At 68.8% G+C, this 18492-nt stretch carries 15 protein-coding genes; 6 read left to right on the top strand and 9 right to left on the bottom strand.

Annotated elements, in window-relative coordinates; translation table 11 throughout:
- Window positions 1–35: 35 nt before the first annotated feature.
- Window positions 36–881, bottom strand: a complete 846-nt coding sequence (locus ACWF99_RS17490; protein ID WP_452536778.1) for a DUF6542 domain-containing protein — start codon at window positions 879–881, stop codon at window positions 36–38.
- A gap of 51 nt (window positions 882–932) precedes the next feature.
- Window positions 933–2081 (bottom strand): DNA recombination protein RmuC, encoded by a 1149-nt coding sequence (locus ACWF99_RS17485; protein ID WP_378638126.1) that lies wholly within the window; start codon window positions 2079–2081, stop codon window positions 933–935.
- 182 nt (window positions 2082–2263) lie between these two features.
- On the opposite strand from ACWF99_RS17485, the gene ACWF99_RS17480 reads away from it, so the two are divergent.
- Together ACWF99_RS17480 and ACWF99_RS17475 are read left to right on the top strand one after the other, a co-directional pair.
- Window positions 2264–3451, top strand: a complete 1188-nt coding sequence (locus ACWF99_RS17480; RefSeq protein ID WP_452536776.1) for an exonuclease SbcCD subunit D — start codon at window positions 2264–2266, stop codon at window positions 3449–3451.
- Window positions 3452–3497: 46 nt separating this feature from the next.
- Window positions 3498–6833 carry an AAA family ATPase gene (locus ACWF99_RS17475; protein WP_452536774.1) on the top strand — a complete coding sequence of 1112 codons (3336 nt, stop codon included), beginning with the start codon at window positions 3498–3500 and terminating at the stop codon, window positions 6831–6833.
- A gap of 33 nt (window positions 6834–6866) precedes the next feature.
- Here the strand turns inward: ACWF99_RS17475 and yczE are convergent, their stop codons facing one another.
- The 7 genes from yczE to ACWF99_RS17440 all read right to left on the bottom strand — a co-directional run bounded on the left by yczE (window position 6867) and on the right by ACWF99_RS17440 (window position 13582).
- Complete coding sequence (gene yczE / locus ACWF99_RS17470) at window positions 6867–7520, bottom strand: membrane protein YczE (RefSeq protein ID WP_378638134.1); 654 nt, start codon at window positions 7518–7520, stop codon at window positions 6867–6869.
- A gap of 76 nt (window positions 7521–7596) precedes the next feature.
- Window positions 7597–8109, bottom strand: a complete 513-nt coding sequence (locus tag ACWF99_RS17465) for a methylated-DNA--[protein]-cysteine S-methyltransferase (protein ID WP_378638136.1) — start codon at window positions 8107–8109, stop codon at window positions 7597–7599.
- A complete protein-coding gene (locus tag ACWF99_RS17460) occupies window positions 8102–9604 on the bottom strand; it encodes an AlkA N-terminal domain-containing protein (RefSeq protein ID WP_452536771.1) in 1503 nt (500 codons plus the stop codon). The genes ACWF99_RS17465 and ACWF99_RS17460 overlap by 8 nt, the downstream gene beginning before the upstream one ends.
- Window positions 9605–9671: 67 nt before the next feature.
- A complete protein-coding gene (locus ACWF99_RS17455; RefSeq protein ID WP_378638424.1) occupies window positions 9672–9842 on the bottom strand; it encodes a YbdD/YjiX family protein in 171 nt (56 codons plus the stop codon).
- Between the two features lie 107 nt (window positions 9843–9949).
- A complete protein-coding gene (locus ACWF99_RS17450) occupies window positions 9950–12202 on the bottom strand; it encodes a carbon starvation CstA family protein (RefSeq protein ID WP_378638141.1) in 2253 nt (750 codons plus the stop codon).
- 125 nt (window positions 12203–12327) lie between these two features.
- The gene (locus ACWF99_RS17445; RefSeq protein WP_378638144.1) at window positions 12328–12735 is read right to left on the bottom strand and encodes a VOC family protein; all 408 of its coding nucleotides are present in this window, start codon (window positions 12733–12735) and stop codon (window positions 12328–12330) included.
- 4 nt (window positions 12736–12739) lie between these two features.
- A complete protein-coding gene (locus ACWF99_RS17440) occupies window positions 12740–13582 on the bottom strand; it encodes a helix-turn-helix domain-containing protein (RefSeq protein WP_452536768.1) in 843 nt (280 codons plus the stop codon).
- A gap of 193 nt (window positions 13583–13775) precedes the next feature.
- Here ACWF99_RS17440 and ACWF99_RS17435 point away from each other — a divergent pair, with 193 nt between their 5' ends.
- From ACWF99_RS17435 to ACWF99_RS17420, 4 genes are all read left to right on the top strand, one after another.
- Window positions 13776–14693: a quinone oxidoreductase family protein gene (locus tag ACWF99_RS17435; RefSeq protein WP_452536766.1), complete on the top strand. Its 918-nt coding sequence runs from the start codon at window positions 13776–13778 to the stop codon at window positions 14691–14693.
- Window positions 14694–14804: 111 nt separating this feature from the next.
- Complete coding sequence (ychF, locus tag ACWF99_RS17430; RefSeq protein ID WP_452536764.1) at window positions 14805–15884, top strand: redox-regulated ATPase YchF; 1080 nt, start codon at window positions 14805–14807, stop codon at window positions 15882–15884.
- A gap of 163 nt (window positions 15885–16047) precedes the next feature.
- Window positions 16048–17352, top strand: coding sequence for a cytochrome P450 (locus ACWF99_RS17425; protein WP_378638153.1), 1305 nt, complete (start codon window positions 16048–16050; stop codon window positions 17350–17352).
- Window positions 17353–17513: 161 nt separating this feature from the next.
- Window positions 17514–18470 (top strand): alpha/beta fold hydrolase, encoded by a 957-nt coding sequence (locus tag ACWF99_RS17420; RefSeq protein WP_378652360.1) that lies wholly within the window; start codon window positions 17514–17516, stop codon window positions 18468–18470.
- Window positions 18471–18492 lie beyond the last annotated feature (22 nt).

Raw genomic sequence — 18492 nt, 5'->3', positions numbered from 1 at the left:
CCCCGCCGGCTGAGCTCGGCGGGGATTCTTCGTTCTCAGACGTTGTCGGGGCGACGTCGCTCCGTGCGGGCGGAGTCGGCGCGGTCTCGATAGCGCACGTTCGGCTGTGGATGCGGGGGTGCGTCGCCACGGCGGCGGGGGACCCTGGCCGGTTCGGGTTCGCGCGGTGCGGCGGCCGCGCGGGCGGCGCGGGGTTCACCGCGGGCGGCGCGAGGCTCGCGGGGCCGGGCCGCGGCGGGCGCCCGTTTCGGTTCGGCGGGCCTGGCGGGCCGGCGAGCCGGGCTCGCCATGTCGACCTCGGTATCGGCTTCGTCCAGTACCGCGGTGCCGCGGCGCGGCCGCTTGCGGGCGGCGGTGGCGAGGTCGGGCGTCGGCTCCGGGCGACGGCGCTTGACCGGCTTGCGTTCGGTCCGGCGCTCCGGGGTGGGGCGAGCGGTCTGGGGTGTGCGCTTGGCGATCGCGATCCTGGCTCCGCCGATCGCCAGCACCAGCACGGTGGCCAGCGCCATCGTCGGGAAGCGCTCCACCAGCGGGATGATCAGGTTCATCAGCACGTCTTTGATCGACGTGGTGGCGCGTCCACCCAGCATCTGGCAGGCCAGGGGCACCGCGACGAACAGCAGCAGCGGCGGCATCACCATGGTGGAGAACAGGCCGCGGAAGCGCACCGCGCAGACAGCGAGCACGCAGCCGAGCACATACAGCGCCGAGAACGTGCCGGTCGGATAGGTCTCGCCGCCGAGTCCGTCGATCAGGAACCCGAGACCTGTCGCACCCGCGGCGAGCAGAATCGCGGCCCAGGCGGGGATGCCGGGTACCGAGGGCACGATCGAACGTTGCGGCGCGGGCACCCGGGGTCGCGCACGTTGGGAAGCAGCCACACTATGACACTAACTGCACATCGGCCCTGTGGGCGCCACGGCACGGGGATCTCAGACGCGATCCTCGACGTCGGCGAACGCGACGACGCGTGGTCGGGTCTCGGTGAGCCGGATTGCCGGGAGCTCCTGATCGGCGATGCCGAGATCGTGCATCCGGCGCGCGGTGACCATGACCCGCGACTCCACCGAACCCACGGTCGCGTTGAAAGCCGCTACGGCCTTACCGAGATTCACGCCCAGATTGTCCAGATGCTCGGCGACCTTGCCCAACCGGGTGTAGAGCTCCTTGCCCAGTTGCTGCACCGTTGCCATATCGCGCGAGAGCGCTTCCTGCCGCCAGCTGAACGCCACCGTCCGCAGCAGCGCGATCAGTGTAGTGGGGGTTGCCAGGATCACGTTCCGGCCGAACGCGTACTCCAGGAGGTCGGCGTCGGTGGTGAGCGCGGCATCGAGGAACGGGTCGCCGGGCACGAACAGCACGACGAACTCGGGTGCCGGATCGAAGGCCGCCCAGTACGCCTTGTCGGCCAGTTGGTCGACGTGGGCGCGCAGATGTTTGGCGTGGCGAGCCAGCAATTGGGTGCGTGCGCCGGGGTCGTCGGTGGTCGCCGCGTCGAGATACGCCGAGAACGGCACCTTCGCGTCGACGACGATGTGCCTGCCGCCGGCCAGCCGCACCACCATGTCGGGCCGGACCACGCCCCGATCGTCGCCGCCGGGCCGGGATACCTGGGTATCGAAGTCGCAGTGCCGGGTCATGCCGGCCAGTTCGACCACGCGTTCCAGCTGGATCTCACCCCACCGACCGCGCACCTGCGGCGCCCGCAGCGCGGCGACCAGCTGGCCGGTCTGATCGGAGAGCCGATGCGAGGTGCGTTGCATGCCCGCGACCTGCTCGCGCAATCCCGAGTACGCGTCGATCCGATGGTGTTCGACCTGCCGGATCTGCTGTTCCAACGCGCCGACCGCGTCGCGCAGCGGATCGACCATCGCGCCGATCGCGGCCGAATGCCTGCGCGCCGCATCCTCGTTGGCCGAGTGCAGCGACTGCTGCAGCAACCGTTGATTGTCGCCGGCCGCGGCGAGCCGGGCCTCCGCGGCGGCGGCGCGTTGGCCACCCCGGGCGGAATGCCCCAGCCAGCCGAGACCGAAGCCTGCGGCGAAGACGAAGACGAGCGCGACGAGCATCGAAGCGGTCATGGGAGGCGATACTGCCCGAGGCCACCGACAAGTTCGCAATTCCCGGGCAAACCGGGCATGGCGGCGGCGGATCGCTCGGGACATCCCGGCGGTGTGCGCCGCTGCGCGCGCCACGCCGATGAATTACACGCGTGTGGTGCGTCGATTGAATTCTGTCGGGGGTGTGCCCTACGGTTCGCGACATGCGGATCCTGCACACCTCCGACTGGCACATCGGGCGCACCTTTCACGGTGTCGATCTGCTGGCCGATCAGGCACGGGTGCTGTCGGCCGTCGCGGAGCTGGTCGCGGCCGAATCGGTCGATGTGGTGGTGGTGCCCGGCGACATCTACGACCGCTCCATCCCCAACGCCGATGCCATCGGGGTCTGCAATCGTGGATTCGAGGCGATCCGGGCGGCGGGCGCGACGATCGTCGCCACCTCGGGCAATCACGACTCGCCCGCCAGGCTCGGTGCGGGCGCGAGCTTCGCCGCGGCCGGTGGCTTGCATCTGTGCACGCGGGTCGCCGACGCGCACCGGCCGATCGTGCTGTCCGATGACGACGGCGACGTGGCCTTCTACGGCATCCCGTATCTGGAACCGGAGATCACCCGGACCGAACTCGGTGTGCCCCAGGCGCACTCGCACGCGGAGATCCTCGATGCCGCGATGAGCCGGATTCGTGACGACATCGCCGCCAGGTCCGGCACCCGGACGGTGGTGCTGGCGCACGCGTTCGTGATCGGCGGCGAGGCGACGGGTTCGGAACGGTCCATTTCGGTGGGTGGCGTGGAGACGGTGTCGATGTCGGCCTTCGACGGCATCGACTATGTGGCGCTCGGGCACCTGCATTCGCCGCAGACGCTCTCGGAATCGGTGCGCTACAGCGGATCCCCGCTGCCGTATTCGTTCGGTGAGAGCTCCCATCGCAAGGCGGTGTGGATCGTCGACCTCGACGCGAAGGGTCTGGCGGCGGTGCACCGCCACGAGCTGCCGCTGGTGCGCGGGCTCAGCAGGCTCACCGGCACCATCGATTCCCTGCTCACCGGCGCCGAATACGCTGCGGCCGAAGAGCATTACGTGTCCGCCACGATCACCGACACCACCCGTCCGGTGGACCCGATGCGTAAGCTGCGCGAGCGGTTCCCGCACGCGGTGCACGTGGAATGGGCACGACCGGAAGGCAATCCGGAGTTGCACTACCGCGAGCGGGTGCACGGCCGTCGCGACACGGAGGTCGCGGCGAGCTTCCTGACCGACGTGCGTGGCACACCGAGCAAGGGGGAGATGGCATGGGTGGAGCGGGCGCTGGCCGCGGCGGTTCGCGAAACCGATTCGGGCCGAGGCGAATCCGCACAGGAGTCCGTGGCATCGGAGCTGACTGCGTGAGCCCCCACGCCGGGTTCGCGGCGGCGCTCGTCGCCGGGGTCGTCGCGTGAGGCTGCACCGGCTCGAACTCACCGCGTTCGGACCGTTCGCCGAGACCACCGTCGTCGATTTCGACGCACTCGGCGCCGACGGGCTGTTCCTGCTCCACGGACATACGGGTGCGGGCAAGACGACCATCCTCGACGCCATCGCCTTCGCCCTCTACGGCAAGGTGCCGGGGGCGCGCGGCGAGAGCAAGCGTCTGCACTCCGACCACGCCGATCCGCAGACACCGCCGAGTGTCGTGCTAGAGGCCACGCTCGGCGGCCGCCTGCTGCGCCTGACCCGCTCGCCCGAATTCGAGCGCCCGAAGAAGAACGGCACCGGAACCCGGCTGCTGCAACCCCAGGCCACGCTCACCTGGCTCGACGGCAGCGGTGAGAACCTCTCGCGCATCACCGATATCGGCGACGAGGTGCTGCGTCTGCTCGGTATGAGCGCCGACCAGTTCTTCCAGGTGGTGCTGCTCCCGCAGGGCGACTTCGCCAAATTCCTGCGAGCGGAGAACGAGGACCGCGAGAAACTGCTCGAAAAGCTCTTCGACACCCAACGTTTCGGCACCGCCGAGAAATGGTTGTCGGATCGGCGACGCGCGGCCGAAAGCGATCTCACCTCACGCCAACAGGGCATCGACCGCCTGATCACCAAGGTCGGCATGGCGGCGGGTTACGGCGGCGCGGAATCGATCGGCATCAAGGATTCGGTGACGTGGTCTCAGGAACTGCTGGCCACCGCGCGTACCGCCCTCGCCGAGGCGACCACGAATGCCGAACTGCGCCAGAAGGAATCGGCTGAGGCCCGCACCGAAGCCGAAGAGCAACGCCGCGTCACCGAGCTGCGCACCCGGATGGCCGCGGCCCGCACCGAACTGGATGCCTACACCGCCTCCGCTCCTCGCCGCGCCGAACTCGAACGCGAACTCGACCGAGCTCGCCGGGCTGAACCCGTCGTCCAGGCCATCGACGAGGCTCGCTCCGGGGTCCGTGGCCTGCGTCGCTCGGAAGCCGCCACCCGCGGCGCCGCAGCTGATCTGGCCGACCGTCTGAATGCACCGGCGGCGGCCGATATCGCGGGTGTGGGGCTGCTGACCGTCGTGGCGGCCGAGCCGAACACCGATGGCGGCGTCCTGGACGTCCATGGTGATCTCGATGCGGCGATCAGCCAGTGGAACGCGCTGCTCGGTGTGCTCGGTGAGGTGCGCGCGGATGCGGTGATCGCACGCAGGCTCACCGACGATCTCGCCGCTCACGAGAGCGAATCCGCCCAGCTCACGCGGCGTGCGGCGGAGTTGGCGCAGCGGCGGGTCGAACTGCCGACACTGATCGATTCTGCTCAGGAACAGCTCCGCGAGGCCACCGACGCGGCCGCCGCGCTGCCCGGAATTCGCAACGAGCTGGCCAAGTGGCAGGACTCGGCGGCCGCCGCTGTCGAGATCGCCCGCCGCCGACCGGCCTTGGACGCAGCGCGCGGTGAACACGACACGGCCTGGCGCGCCCACCTCGACGCCAGGGAGCGTGTCCTCGACCTGCGCACCCGCCGCCTGGCCGGCATGGCCGCCGAACTCGCGGGCGCGCTCACCGAGGGCGCGCCGTGCACGGTCTGCGGGTCCGCCGATCACCCGGAGCCCGCGCAGCCCACCGACGGCGCGGTGTCCAAGGACGCCGAGGACGCCGCGCAGGCGGCCGAACAGGCCGCGGAGGCCGCGCGGGATCGCCTCGCCGAACGCATCAGCGCCATCGAACGCGAGATCGAGGCGCTGACCGCGCGTGGTGGCGACGCCGACCCCGTCGCCCTCGCCGACGCGGTCCGCACCGCCACCCACCGCTTCGACGACACGGCCGAAGCCGCCGAACGCGCCCCCGCTCTGACCGGTCGCCTCGAGGCCCTGCGCACCGAGGAAGCTGCCCTGCACGAGCAGTCCCGCGACTTGGACGCCCGCCTCGGCACCAGCACGGCCAACATCGCGGCCACCCGCACGCGCCTCGAAGAACTCACCACCCGCTTGCGTGCCGCCGCGGGCGCCGACACCACCGTCGACGCCCGCACCACCCGCCTCGAATCCCTCATCAGCGCCGCCACCACCCTCCGCACCGCCCGTACCGAGGAAGCCACCGCCCGCGACGCTGTCCGCACCATCGCCACCCGCGTGGAAAACCTCGCCCGTACAGCAGGTCTCGTCCCGGAGGGATACGAGGAGAGTGCGCAGCGAGAGGCACTCGAATCGACGAGCCGTACCGCAGGCCGAACTGCGGACGAAGATGCCGATGCCGACGCTGAGACGGCCCCTGCCGCCGAGCTCGGCGCTGAGGAGAAGGCGAGCGCGGGCCGCGCGCGAGCGATCCGTGACGAGCCCGAAATGCCCAGCCTGTTCGATCTTTTCGATGACGAGCCCCTCGACGAGGAGCAAGTCGACCACGAGCCGGTCCATGATGTCCCGGTGGTCGAACCAGCACCGCCTCGCGACGACATCGCCCTGCTGACTGCCTACGCCCAGGTCGTCACTGCCGTCGCGCGGACGGCGCAGCAGCAGGCCGCGATCGAAGCCGAACTCACCGCCGCGGACCGGGCCCGCGCCCATGCCGAGACGGTGCTCGCCGAGCCTGGGATCCAGGCGGTCGCCGAGCAGACGCCGGGCGACCTGAACGCGCTCGAGCAGCGTTTCACCGAAGCGCAGAGTGCGCTCACCGCGGCGGTGGCGGACCGGTCGGCGGCCACCGAGCGGGTCGCCCAGCTCGAGCAGCTGGGGGCGCAGCTGTGGGGTGAGGTCGAGCGGATCGCGCCCGAGCAGCGTGTCTTCGACGAGCTGGCGGCCCTGGCGGAAGTGGTCGCGGGCCGGGGCGAGAACAACCGGCGAATGTCGTTGCGCTCCTACGTTCTCGCGGCGCGGCTCGAAGAGGTCGCGGTCGCTGGATCACTGCGTCTGCGGCGGATGTCGGGTGGCCGTTACGAATTCGTCCACTCGGACAAGGCGGGCCCACGGGGCAGGCGCGGCGGCCTCGGGCTCGATGTCCGCGACGACTACACCGGCGCGATCCGTTCGGCGAAAACGCTCTCCGGCGGCGAAACCTTCATGGCCTCACTGGCATTGGCGCTCGGTCTGGCCGATGTGGTCGCCGCCGAAACCGGCGGGCTGGTCCTGGACACCCTGTTCATCGACGAAGGCTTCGGCAGCCTCGACGCCGACACCCTCGACGCCGTCATGGGTGTCCTCGACGAACTGCGGGCGAACGGCCGCGTGGTCGGCGTCGTCAGCCACGTAGACGAAATGCGCCAGCGCATCCCCAGTCGCCTCCACGTGGTGCGCGGCCGGGCAGGATCGCGACTGGAAGCCACCGTCGCCTAGTCCGCCCGGCGATGCCGTCACCCGCGTCCGCTGTCAGCACGGCGCGGCGGGAGCCTGCGGACGCTCCACCGATGGCGCCGCTTCCTGACGGGCGAGCGGCGTGAATCCGGGAAGCTTGCCGTCGACGAACGGGATCATCAGCTGGACCAGCGGGCCGATTCCGAAGGCATAGACCAGCGTGCCGATTCCCACGCTGCCGCCGAGGAACCACCCGGTGGTCAGCACCGAGACCTCGATCCCGGTGCGAACCGACCACACCGGCCAGCCGGTCCGCGCGACCAGTCCAGTCATCAGTCCATCGCGCGGACCTGGACCCATCCCCGCACCGATGTAGAGCACTGTCGCCGCCGCGTTCACCACCACCGCGGCGACCATGGCCAGCACCCGCAGCCACACGCCGTCCACGGCGGGGATCATCCACAATCCGGCGTCGACCGCGATCGCGATCACCACCACGTTGCTGACGGTCCCCAGCCCCGGCCGCTGCCGCAGCGGAATCCACGCGAGCAGCACAGCGATCCCGGTCAGCGCGGTCACCACACCGAAACTCAACGGCACGTGCGCGGCGACCCCTTGGTGGAACACGTCCCACGGGTCGAGCCCGAGTCCTGCTCGGATCATCACTGCCATCGAGGTGCCGTACAACCACAAACCGACGTACAGCGCGACCAATCGACGAGTGAGCATAGGTAACAGAATCCGGCCTACTGGACCTGGAAAAAAGAGCCAATCGGCGATCACTGGCCTGATCGTGTGCCGATGCTCAGCTTTCGTGCGCGAGCAACCAGGCCTTGGCTTGCAGCCCCCACCGGAACCCGCCGAGCGCTCCGCCGATCCGCAGCACACGATGGCACGGCACGAACAGCGCGGCGGAGTTGCGCGCGCAGGCGTTGGCCGCGGCCCGCGTGGCGGCCGGACGCCCGGAGAGTCCGGCGAACTCCGTGTAGGTGACCGGTTCACCGGCCGGTACCTTGCGCAGGACTTCCCAGGCATGGACGAGGAACTCACCGGACTGTTGACGCACCGCGATCGCGTCGATGGCGGTGAGATCACCGGCGTGATAGTCGATGACGGCCTTGGTCACCGCGCCGAGCGAATCCCGTTGCCGCAGTTCGGCCGGGCGCAGTGTGGTGTGGATCAGGCCGGTCAGCGTGGCCGGGTCGCCGGTCCAGCCCGAGGCCAGCACGGCGCCGTCGGCATCGACGATGGTGGTGAACGGGCCGATCGGCGTGCTGACGGTCGCGACATCGGCGAGACGAAGAGCAGTGTCAGTCATGGGTTTTCGCTTCCTGGGGAGAGGGTTCACGGACAAGCGCGCCACGATGTTCGAGCGCGGTCTTCCACAAGTGCATCGACAGATAGGAGCGCCACGGCGCCCAGCGGGTGGTGTCGCCGAGGTCGATCCCGGCTCGCGCGGCTCCTTGGCGCACGACGAGGTCGGTGTCGAGCAGGATGTCGGGATCGGCCAGCGATCGCATGGTGACGTAGTCGGCGGTCCACGGCCCGACCCCATCGAGTGCGAGCAGGTCGCGCCGCAGATCATCGGCGGTACGGCCGGAGTGCAGGACCAGTTCGCCGTCGGCGAGCGCCCGCGCCGCGGACACGATCGCGGCCACCCTGCGCGCGGGCCCGGTCAGCACCTCGGCACCGTGTTCGGCGACCGCCTCGGCCGTCGGGAACAGTCGCGGCACCGGTCCTTCGATCGGCTCGCCGAGTGCGTCCACCAGCCGCGCGACATGTGTCCCCGCTGCCCGCACCGAGATCTGTTGCCCGATCATCGTGCACAGCAACAACTCTGATCCATCGAGGCACCCGGGCACTCGAATCCCCGGCGTGAAGTCGGCTCCGGCCGTTGCGTCGATGCCGAGTGCCGCGTCGATCCCCAGCGGATCCGCGTCCAGATCGAGCAGGCGCCGCACCCGGGCGACAGTCGGAGCGAGATCACGCATATCCCGCAATGCCAACTCCGCCCGCACATGACCGGGCTGAAAAGACAGCCGAACAGTCGCGTGCCCGTGCGGAGTACGCAGGCCGCGCGTGTAGACCCCGTCCTCCCACTGTTCCGTCCCGGCCACCGCGTGCGCCGAGAGGAACCAGGTCAGCCACCCGGTATCGAGCGGCTCGCGGTACGGCAGCCGCAAGGTCAGCAATCCGGGGGTGCCGGGCGCGACCACATCGGCGCGCGGCGACCGGCGCAATTCGGTCCGCATCGTCGTCGGGCTCACCGCGAAGACCTCGCGCACGGTGTCGTTGAACTGCCGAATGCTGGCGAACCCCGCCGCGAACGCGATGTCCGACATCGGCATCTCGGTGGTCTGGATCAGCAGCCGCGCGGTGTGCGCACGATGCGCCCTGGCCAGCGCGAGCGGCCCGGCCCCGAGTTCGGTGGTGAGCACCCGGGTGAGCTGGCGCTGGGAATAGCCGAGGGTGGCGGCCAGCCCGGGCACCCCGCCACGCTCGATCACCCCGTCGCCGATCAGCCGCATGGCGCGCGCGGCCAGGTCGGCCCGCACATTCCACAGGGGTGACCCCGGCGCGGCATCGGGCAGGCACCGGCGGCAGGCGCGATAACCGGCTTGCTGCGCCGCCGCCGCGGTGGGCAGGAACGACACATTGGCGCGCTTGGGTGTGATCGCCGGGCACGAGGGCCTGCAATAGATGCCGGTCGTGCGTACCGCGGTGAAGAACTGCCCGTCGAAGCGGGAGTCGCGGGTGGAGACCGCCCGGTAGCAGCCCTCGAAGTCCAAAGCAGTGATGGTCACGAGTTCCACAATGGCACCCGCCGGGACACGGTGCTAGCGGAAATCGGCCACCGATCCCGCGTGCCTCGAACCGCGATCAGCAGCAGCGATTGGTGGGATTCCGGTCGGCTTCGGCATAGCGTTCGCGCCAGTAGTCGCGCACGGACGGCACCGGGGCACCCGGGTGCGTGCGACGCATGTGGTCGACATAGCGCTGGTAGTCCTGGCCGCCGTTGATCGCGCTGTACCAGCGCGCGACACCGCGCATCGCCGCCCAGACTCGCCGGACGATCTCGCGAGGTCCGATGGCAGCGGTGACGGCAGGGGCGCGGACGGCCGATCCACTGAACCGGCCGTCCGCATCCCTGGTCACACTCAAGAGACGTGCGCCGATCCGGGCGCGCTCACCTTGCCCTCGGCGATCAGCACATCCCACTCCTTCTGCACGTCCTTCTCGGCGGAGGTGGCGACGAAACCGCTCGGGGCGAAGATCTTCGACGGCTGTTCCTCGGACTCGGTGCTGGTCACCGTGCCCGTGCGAATCGCCTTCGCGCACACCAGCACACCGACGACGGTGACGATCAGCACCAGCACCGCGAACACGATCGACAACGTGCCCTGGATGAAGGTGTTGCGGATCGCGATGTCGACCTGCTCGGGCGTCTTGGCCGTCAGGCAGGCCTTGCCCGCGTCCTTGGCCGCCTGACACAGGCTGTGCTGCTTCCAGTAACCGAGCTTGGGATCGTCGGAGAAGATCTTCTGCCAGGACGCGGTCATCGTGACCAGCAGATCCCAGGCCAGCGGCACACCGGGAATCCACGCCCACTTCCACTGCCCACGCTTGACGATGATCGTGAGCACCACGGTGAGCGCGATCGCGGCGAGCAGCTGGTTGGCGATGCCGAACAGCGGATACAGCGCGTTGATGCCACCGAACGGGTCGTTGACGCCCATCAGCAGCACCCCGCCCCAGCCCGCGACCACGATCAGCGAGCACAGCCAGGCGCCGATCCGCCACGACGGATCACGGAACTTCTTGAATCCGCCGCCGAAGTTGCCGAGCGCGTCCGACACCAGGAACCGCGCGACGCGGGTGCCGGCGTCGATGGTGGTGAGGATGAACAACGCCTCGAACATGATCGCGAAGTGGTACCAGAACGCCTTCATCGTCGAGCCGCCGAGGAATTGGGAGAAGACCTCGGAGATGCCGACCGCCAGGGTCGGGGCGCCACCGGTGCGCGAGACGATCGACTTCTCGCCCACATCGGCGGCCGCGTCGCTGAACAGTTCCGGCGTCGCGGGCGGACCCGACAGCCCGAGCGAATTCGTGAACTTGGCAGCGCCTTCGGCCGTGCCACCGGTGAGTCCGGCCGAGGCGTTCATGCCGAAGTAGAGGTGCTGGTCGATGATCGAGGCGGTGATGATCGCCATCACCGCGACGAACGACTCCATCAGCATGCCGCCGTAGCCGATCATCCTGGCGTTGGATTCCTTGGCCAGCAGTTTCGGCGTCGTGCCCGAGGAGACCAGCGCGTGGAAACCCGAGAGCGCACCGCACGCGATGGTGATGAACAGGAACGGGAACAGGCTGCCCGCGAACGCGGGACCCGCACCGGTGTGGGCGAATTCGGAGACGGCGGGCGCCTTCAGCACCGGCATCGTGATCAGGATGCCGACCGCGAGCAGCACGATCGTGCCGACCTTCATGAACGTCGACAGGTAGTCACGCGGCGCGAGCAGCAGCCACACCGGCAAGACCGAGGCGATGAAGCCGTAGGCGATCAGGCACCACGCGATGGTGGTGCGCGAGAGGGTGAACCAGTCCGCGCCCCACTCGGTTTCGGAGACCCAGCCGCCGCCGATGATCGCGGCCAGCAGCAACACGATGCCGATGGCCGACACCTCGCCGACCGCACCCGGCCGCAGATACCGCAGGTACACGCCCATGAACAGCGCGATCGGGACGGTCATCGCGATGGAGAACACGCCCCACGGGCTCTCGCCGAGCGCGTTCACCACGACCAGCGCGAGCACCGCGAGCAGGATCGTCATGATCACCAGAATCGCCACGATCGCCGCGACGCCACCGACGAGACCGAGCTCGTCGCGCGCCATCTGACCGAGGCTGCGGCCGCGCCGACGGGTGGAGGCCCACAGCACCAGGTAGTCCTGCACCGCACCGGCGAAGACCACACCGACGATGATCCAGATGGTGCCGGGCAGATAACCCATCTGCGCGGCCAGCACCGGACCGACCAGCGGACCGGCGCCCGCGATGGCGGCGAAGTGGTGCCCGTAGAGCACCCGCCGGTCCATCGGCATGAAATCCTTGCCGTTGTCATAGATTTCGGCGGGCGTGGCCACGTCGTCGCGCGGCTTGGTGATCTTCCACTCGATGAACCGCGCGTAGAAGCGGTAGGCGATGATGTAGGTACAGACCGCCGCGATCACGATCCACACCGCGTTCACGGACTCGCCGCGCACGAACGCGATGATCGCCCACGCGATGGCGCCGAGAACGGCGATCCCCGCGAACACGGCCTTCTTGGCGGGCGTGATCGGCGTGCGATCGACGACACCGACCGGAGGCAAGTCCGGGTCGGTCCGCAGATGTTCGATGGTCGCCATTGACTCAACTCTCCTGTATAACGCGCAGAGCCTCGGGTGAAGCAATCGACAACGTAGCCGATCGCCGAACTGCGACGGAGAGGTTCGCACACGATCGTGCGCAGAATGAAATTTTGTTCAGCTGGTCATTCGCCCCGGTACGTTCCGAAGCTCCAGAGGTTGCCTTCCGGGTCGGCGGCGCTGAAGCCGCGCGAGCCGTAGTCCTCGTCGCGCAGCTCGCGGATGATCGTCGCGCCCGCGGCCTTCGCCCTGTCGTAGAGCGCGTCGGGGTTGTCGGTGACCAGGTAGAGGTTGGCGACGCCCGGCGGCCGGGTGCCGAAGGGGGAGTCGTCGCGGCCGGTGGAGCCGAACATAATGCCGCCGCCGCCCGGTAGGCGCAGTTCGCCGTGCTCGACGACCGAGTCGTCGTTCTCCCTGGCGTAGACCGCGGTCGCTTCGAAACCGAAGGCGGTGGTGAGGAACTCGATCATGGCGCGGGCGTCGTCGAAGGCCAGGCAGGGCCAGATGGTGGTGGTGTTCGTTGAAGTATCCATGTGTTCAGCCTCGCGCTTCCCGCGCGCTCGGGTCTTGGACGGATGGAATCTCCTCGGCGAGCCAGGCGGTGGGAGCCACGCCCGCCAGCTCGGCGAAGTCGCGGTTCAGGTGCGCCTGGTCGTAGTAGCCGCAGGTGGTCGCGATCTGGGCGATGGAGACATAGGACGGGGTGCCCGCCAGCATGCGCCTGGCTCGCTCGAATCGGATGATCCGCGCGGCCAGCTTGGGGCTCGCGCCGAATTCGGCGGTGAACTTGCGGGTCAGGTGCTGACGGGTCCACCCGATCCGATCGGCGAGCGGGTTGATCGAGCAGGTGCCGCCGGTTCTCACGAGAGCGCGCCAGGCCCAGGTCAATTCGGGCCCGGCCAGCGCGTCGGTGCGTGCCGCGGTGGTCAAGGCTCGATCGCACGCGGCGAACCGGCCCGGCCAATCCTGGTGCGACTGCACGGCATCGGCGAGTTGATCGCCCAGAATTCTTTGCGCTTGGGAACATTCGATCGACATGTCCCACAGTTCGCTCGCGGGCATGCCGAACAGCACCCGGCAACCCAGCGGGGTCAGCTCGATCGCGACACCTTCTTGAAAACCGGTGTGCGCGATCAACGCCGGGCTCGCCTGCAGGCCGCTCAAGACACAGCGGTAGCTGCCGGGGGCCTGGTGCGGGTCGGTCTGCTCGACGACGTCGATGGTCGGGCCGACGGCGACGATGAACGTCATGTGTTGTGAGGGCAGGCCGCGATGCAAGCCCGGCTCGAAACCCGCGAGTCGATAGCCCACGTACCGGTCGATGAACGCTGCCAGCACCGGCGCGGGGGCCGCGGTCACCACCTCCGTGGTCGCCTCCATACGGCAACGCTACGCCGGGCGTGTGGGATTGCCCACGCGTCTCGAGCATCGCCGCGGGGTAACCGGACCGTGAAGGTGCTCTCCGCAGCGCGGCGGAGGCGGTGAGATTTCGCACTCACGGGCTCATGGTCTGTGGAAACCCGAGGTCAGCCGGTTAATCTTGCGCCTTCGCTCAATTTACGTAGGAGGTGTCATGCGGCGGGTTCAATACGAGCGCGGCAGTGGTTCGGAGGCGCTCGAAGTCGTCGCGGCCGAGGTGCCGGTGCCCGGTGCCGGTGAGCTGCTGGTGCGGGTCGAGGCGATCGGGGCCACCCTGTCGGCGATTCGGCGGATCAGCGGCGACGCGGAGCAGGTCCGCGCCGAGGTGGCCGGTGAGGTCGTCGCGGTCGGTGACGGCGTCGACGGCTACAGCGCCGGATACCGCGTGGTCGGCCTGTGCACCGCTGACGCGTACGCCGAGTACGTCGTCCTCGCGATCGACCAGGTCTCGGCTATCCCGGACGGCGCGTCCGCCGTCGACGCCGTCGCCCTGATGCGCAGCGGTCTCGTCGCTCTCGGCGCACTGGACACCGCCGTACCGCGCGAAGGAGAAACCGCGCTGGTCACCGCCGCCGCGGGCGGTGTCGGCCACCTCGCGGTGCAGCTGGCCCGCGTGCGTGGCGCGAGCTGGGTGGTCGGCGCGGTCTCCGACGAGTCGAAGGTCGACTTCGTGCGTGAACTCGGCGCCGACGAGGTGTTCACCTACGACCAGCTGCACTGCGGCAAGCAGGCCGATTACGCCCTCGACGGTGTCGGTGGCACCGGCCTCGGTGGCACCCTGGCCGGTCTCGCCGAAGGCGGTCGCGCGGTCACCTACGGCACCGGCGGCGGTCTCATCGACACCGAAGACCTCCTCGCGGGCGGCAAATCCCTCACCGGTTTCCGGATCGGCCGTCTCGCCCAGCGCGATCCGGCTCGGTACGAGGACCTGCGCCAGGAGGTGTGGCAGTACTACGCCTCCGGCCTGCTGCATCCGGTCGTGCACGCCGAGTTCGCCCTCGACGACGCCGCTGCCGCCCACGCGGTCATCGAGCAGCGCGCCAACCTGGGCAAGGTCGTCCTCGTTCCCTGACCGATCCGCCGGGAGGCCGTTCGCGGTCCGGCTCGCTGGTCAGCTACCCGACCAGCGGGCCACAAGGGGGCCGCGAACCCGCCGCGCCGCAGGTGCGGCAAGATAAACCCAGTGAGCCTCACCCTCGGAATCGTCGGCCTGCCCAATGTCGGAAAGTCGACGCTGTTCAACGCGCTGACCAAGAACGACGTGCTGGCCGCGAACTACCCGTTCGCGACCATCGAGCCCAACGTCGGCGTGGTCCCGCTGCCCGACCCGCGCCTGAACAAGCTCGCCGAGATCTTCGGTTCCGAGAAGATCGTCCCCGCCGTGGTGTCGTTCGTCGACATCGCCGGCATCGTGAAGGGCGCCTCCGAAGGTGCCGGCCTGGGCAACAAGTTCCTCGCCAATATCCGTGAGGCCGACGCGATCTGCCAGGTCGTGCGCGTGTTCGCCGACGACGACGTGATCCACGTCGACGGCCGGGTCGACGCCGCCGCCGACATCGAGGTCATCGAAACCGAGCTCATCCTCGCCGACCTGCAAACCCTCGAGAAGGCCATCCCGCGCCTCGAGAAGGAAGCCAGGGTCAAGAAGGACCGCAAGCCCCTGCTCGACGCCGCCAAGGTCGCCGAGGGTTTCCTCAACGAGGGCACCACGCTGTTCGCCGCGGGCAAGAAGATCGACGCCGACCTGCTGCGTGAGCTCTCCCTGCTCACCATCAAGCCGTTCCTCTACGTCTTCAACGCCGACGAGTCCGTCCTCACCGACGAGGCCAAGGTCGCCGAGCTGAAGGCCGCCGTCGCCCCCGCCGACGCTGTCTTCCTCGACGCCAAGGTCGAAGCCGAACTTCTCGAACTCGACGACGAATCCGCCCTCGAACTCCTGGAATCCATCGGCCAGACCGAACCCGGCCTGCACGCCCTCGCCCGCGCCGGTTTCCACACCCTCGGTCTGCAGACCTACCTCACCGCAGGCCCCAAGGAATCCCGAGCCTGGACCATCCACCAGGGCGACACCGCCCCCAAGGCCGCCGGCGTCATCCACACCGACTTCGAACGCGGCTTCATCAAGGTCGAACTCGTCGCCTTCGACGACCTGGTCGAAGCGGGATCGATGGCCGCCGCCAAGGCCGCGGGCAAGGTCCGCATGGAGGGCAAGGAATACGTCATGCACGACGGCGACGTCTGCGACTTCCGCTTCAACGTGTAATCCCTTGCGCCTGGGGCGATCGGCGAAGCCTCAGGCGCACAATCTGCCTCCCATGCTCTCGAGATCCCCTTCCCGCGGCCCCGCGCGCCCTGTGATGTTAGTTATAGCCGTGTGCTATTCGTTGCAACCACAGGATGCGCCGGTTCGAACGACGGAGGGCTGGATGAAACCGCATTACATGTATCGGTGGGTCAACAATCACGGGTTGGTACTGCTGTTCAAGAAGATTCTGATCCGGCGTGGCAATCCGTTCGCTCGCTTGATCGGCGGTGCGGAGGGCATCGAGAATCCGTACGCGCTGATCGAGGAGATGCGCGGGGAGGGTGGGTTGATCCGGGCCCTTCCGGTATGGATCACCTTCGATCACGATATGGTCCGGGAAATATTGCGCGACAACCGTTTCGGTGTCGGTATACCGACTGTGTTCGGGATTCCGGGGCCGGTGATGCGCGCGCTGGAGCGTCGGCCCCTCCCGCCGAATCTGATGGATCCGCCGTCGATGCTGGTGGTCGACGAGCCCGAGCACAACCGGATGCGCAAACCGGTCTCCGCGGCGTTCACCCCGCGTGCCATCGCCCGGCTGCGCGACCGGATCGAGACGGTCACCGCCGAACTGCTGGCGGCACTCCCCGACGACGGGCCCACCGACCTGGTGACGCGGTACGCGGCGCAGGTGCCCATCGCCATCATCTCCGAGATGCTCGGCTTCCCGGACGCCGACCGCGAGATGTTCCTGCACTGGGGCGACGAGATCAGTCCGTTGCTCGATCTCGGAATCTCTTGGCAGACGCACCAGCGGGCGATGGAATCCTCGGAGCGACTGCACCGGTATCTCGTCGAGCACCTCGAGCGGCTCCGCGCCGAGCCCGGCGACGACATCCTCAGCAGCCTGGTCACCTCGGGGGATCTGTCCACCTACGACCTGTGCGCGTCGGCGACCCTGCTGATGGCCGCGGGTTTCGAGACCACGGTCAACCTGATCGGCAAGGGCATCGTCTGGTTGCTCCAGCACCCCGAACAGCTGGACCGGTTGCGTGCCGAGCCGGATCTCTGGCCCAACGCGGTGGAGGAGATCCTCCGGATCGATCCGCCGGTGCAGTCCACCGCTCGCACCACCAGGACAGCGCTGGAGATCGGTGGTGTCCGGTTGCGCGAAGGGTCGACGGTGGTGCTGTCGCTGGCCGGCGCGAACCGCGACCCCGCCGTGTTCACCGACCCGGCCCGGTTCGACGTGACCAGGGGCAACGCCAAGAATCATCTGTCCTTCAGCAGCGGTAGCCATGTGTGCCTCGGCGCCGGTCTGGCCCGGATGGAAGCGGCGCATGCCCTGCGCGCGCTGTTCGAGACGTATCCGGATCTGCGATTGACCCATCCGCCCACCCGTCGGCCGCTGTTCACCCTGCACGGTTATCAGCACCTGCCCGCCCACACCGGTCCACGCGTCCGCAGCCAGGTCCCCATCGGCTGACCCGCTCAGCACACCCTCCGCCGGGCGAGCTCGAACGAGCGACACCTAGGTGGTGTTCTGCGCACCCTCGGAGGAGCGGTCCAAGCACTCGGGGACCTGCTGGTGAATCCCGTTTCGGTGGAGAGTTGAACCTGTCACCACACGCGAAACCGGAGGCTCCGATGTCGATCATCAGCACAATCGCCCACTCGGCGGAGCGTCGTGTCTCGGTGTCGACCGGTGACGGGGTGGAGCTCGCGGTTCGGGAATACGGGGCGCGGAACGCGGACATGACGGTTGTTCTCATTCACGGGCATTGCCTGCGGACCGAGTCCTGGACGGATGTGCGGGACGCGCTGCTGCGCGAGCACTCCGGTGCCAAGGTCGTCTGCTACGACCATCGCGGGCACGGCGACTCCGCGACCGCGTCGAGGAAGACCTACAACATCGAACAGCTCGGTCATGATCTGCACGACGTGCTCGACGTTGTCGCGCCGACCGGCCCGGTCGTGCTGGTCGGGCATTCGATGGGTGGCATGACCGTGCTGACCTACGTCGACCAGTACCGGCACGAGGTCGGGACGCGCATCGTCGGTGCCGGGCTCGTCGCCACCGCCGCGAGCGGGCTCGCCGACGCGGGTTTCGGCCGACTGCTGCACAACCCGATCGTTCCTGTCTTCCAGGCCGCGGTGCGGCGCGCACCGCGGCTGATGCAGCACGCGAAAGTGCTGGCCTGCAAGGTCTTCGCTCCGGTCGTGCGCGCCGCCGAGTTCGGTGATCGCAAGGTCAGCCGGCGCGTGCTGGCACTGGCCGAGGCGATGCACAACGCGACGTCGATCGTGACCATGGCCACCTTCCTGAGCGCCTTCAAGACCTTCGACCGCACCGCCGCCCTGGCCACCCTCTCGACCATCCCCACCATGATCCTGTGCGGTTCCGCCGACCTGATGACGCCGCCGTCGCATTCGGTCGCCATGGCCGCCGCCGTCGACTACGCCGACTTCGTTCAGATCGACGGCGCCGGTCACTCGGTCATCCTCGAACAGCCCGCCCAGGTCGCCCAGGCCATCGCCCGCCTGGTCGCCCGCGCGGACCGCGCCGGTCGGCCGACACGCGCCCAGCTGGCCCTCGCGGCCTGAGCCGGCCGGCCACCGCTGGACG

It is taken from the genome of Nocardia sp. NPDC055002 (genome assembly GCF_053608825.1).
The sequence above is the reverse complement of the archived record's forward strand: the minus strand, read 5'-3'. Positions and strand labels throughout refer to the sequence as shown.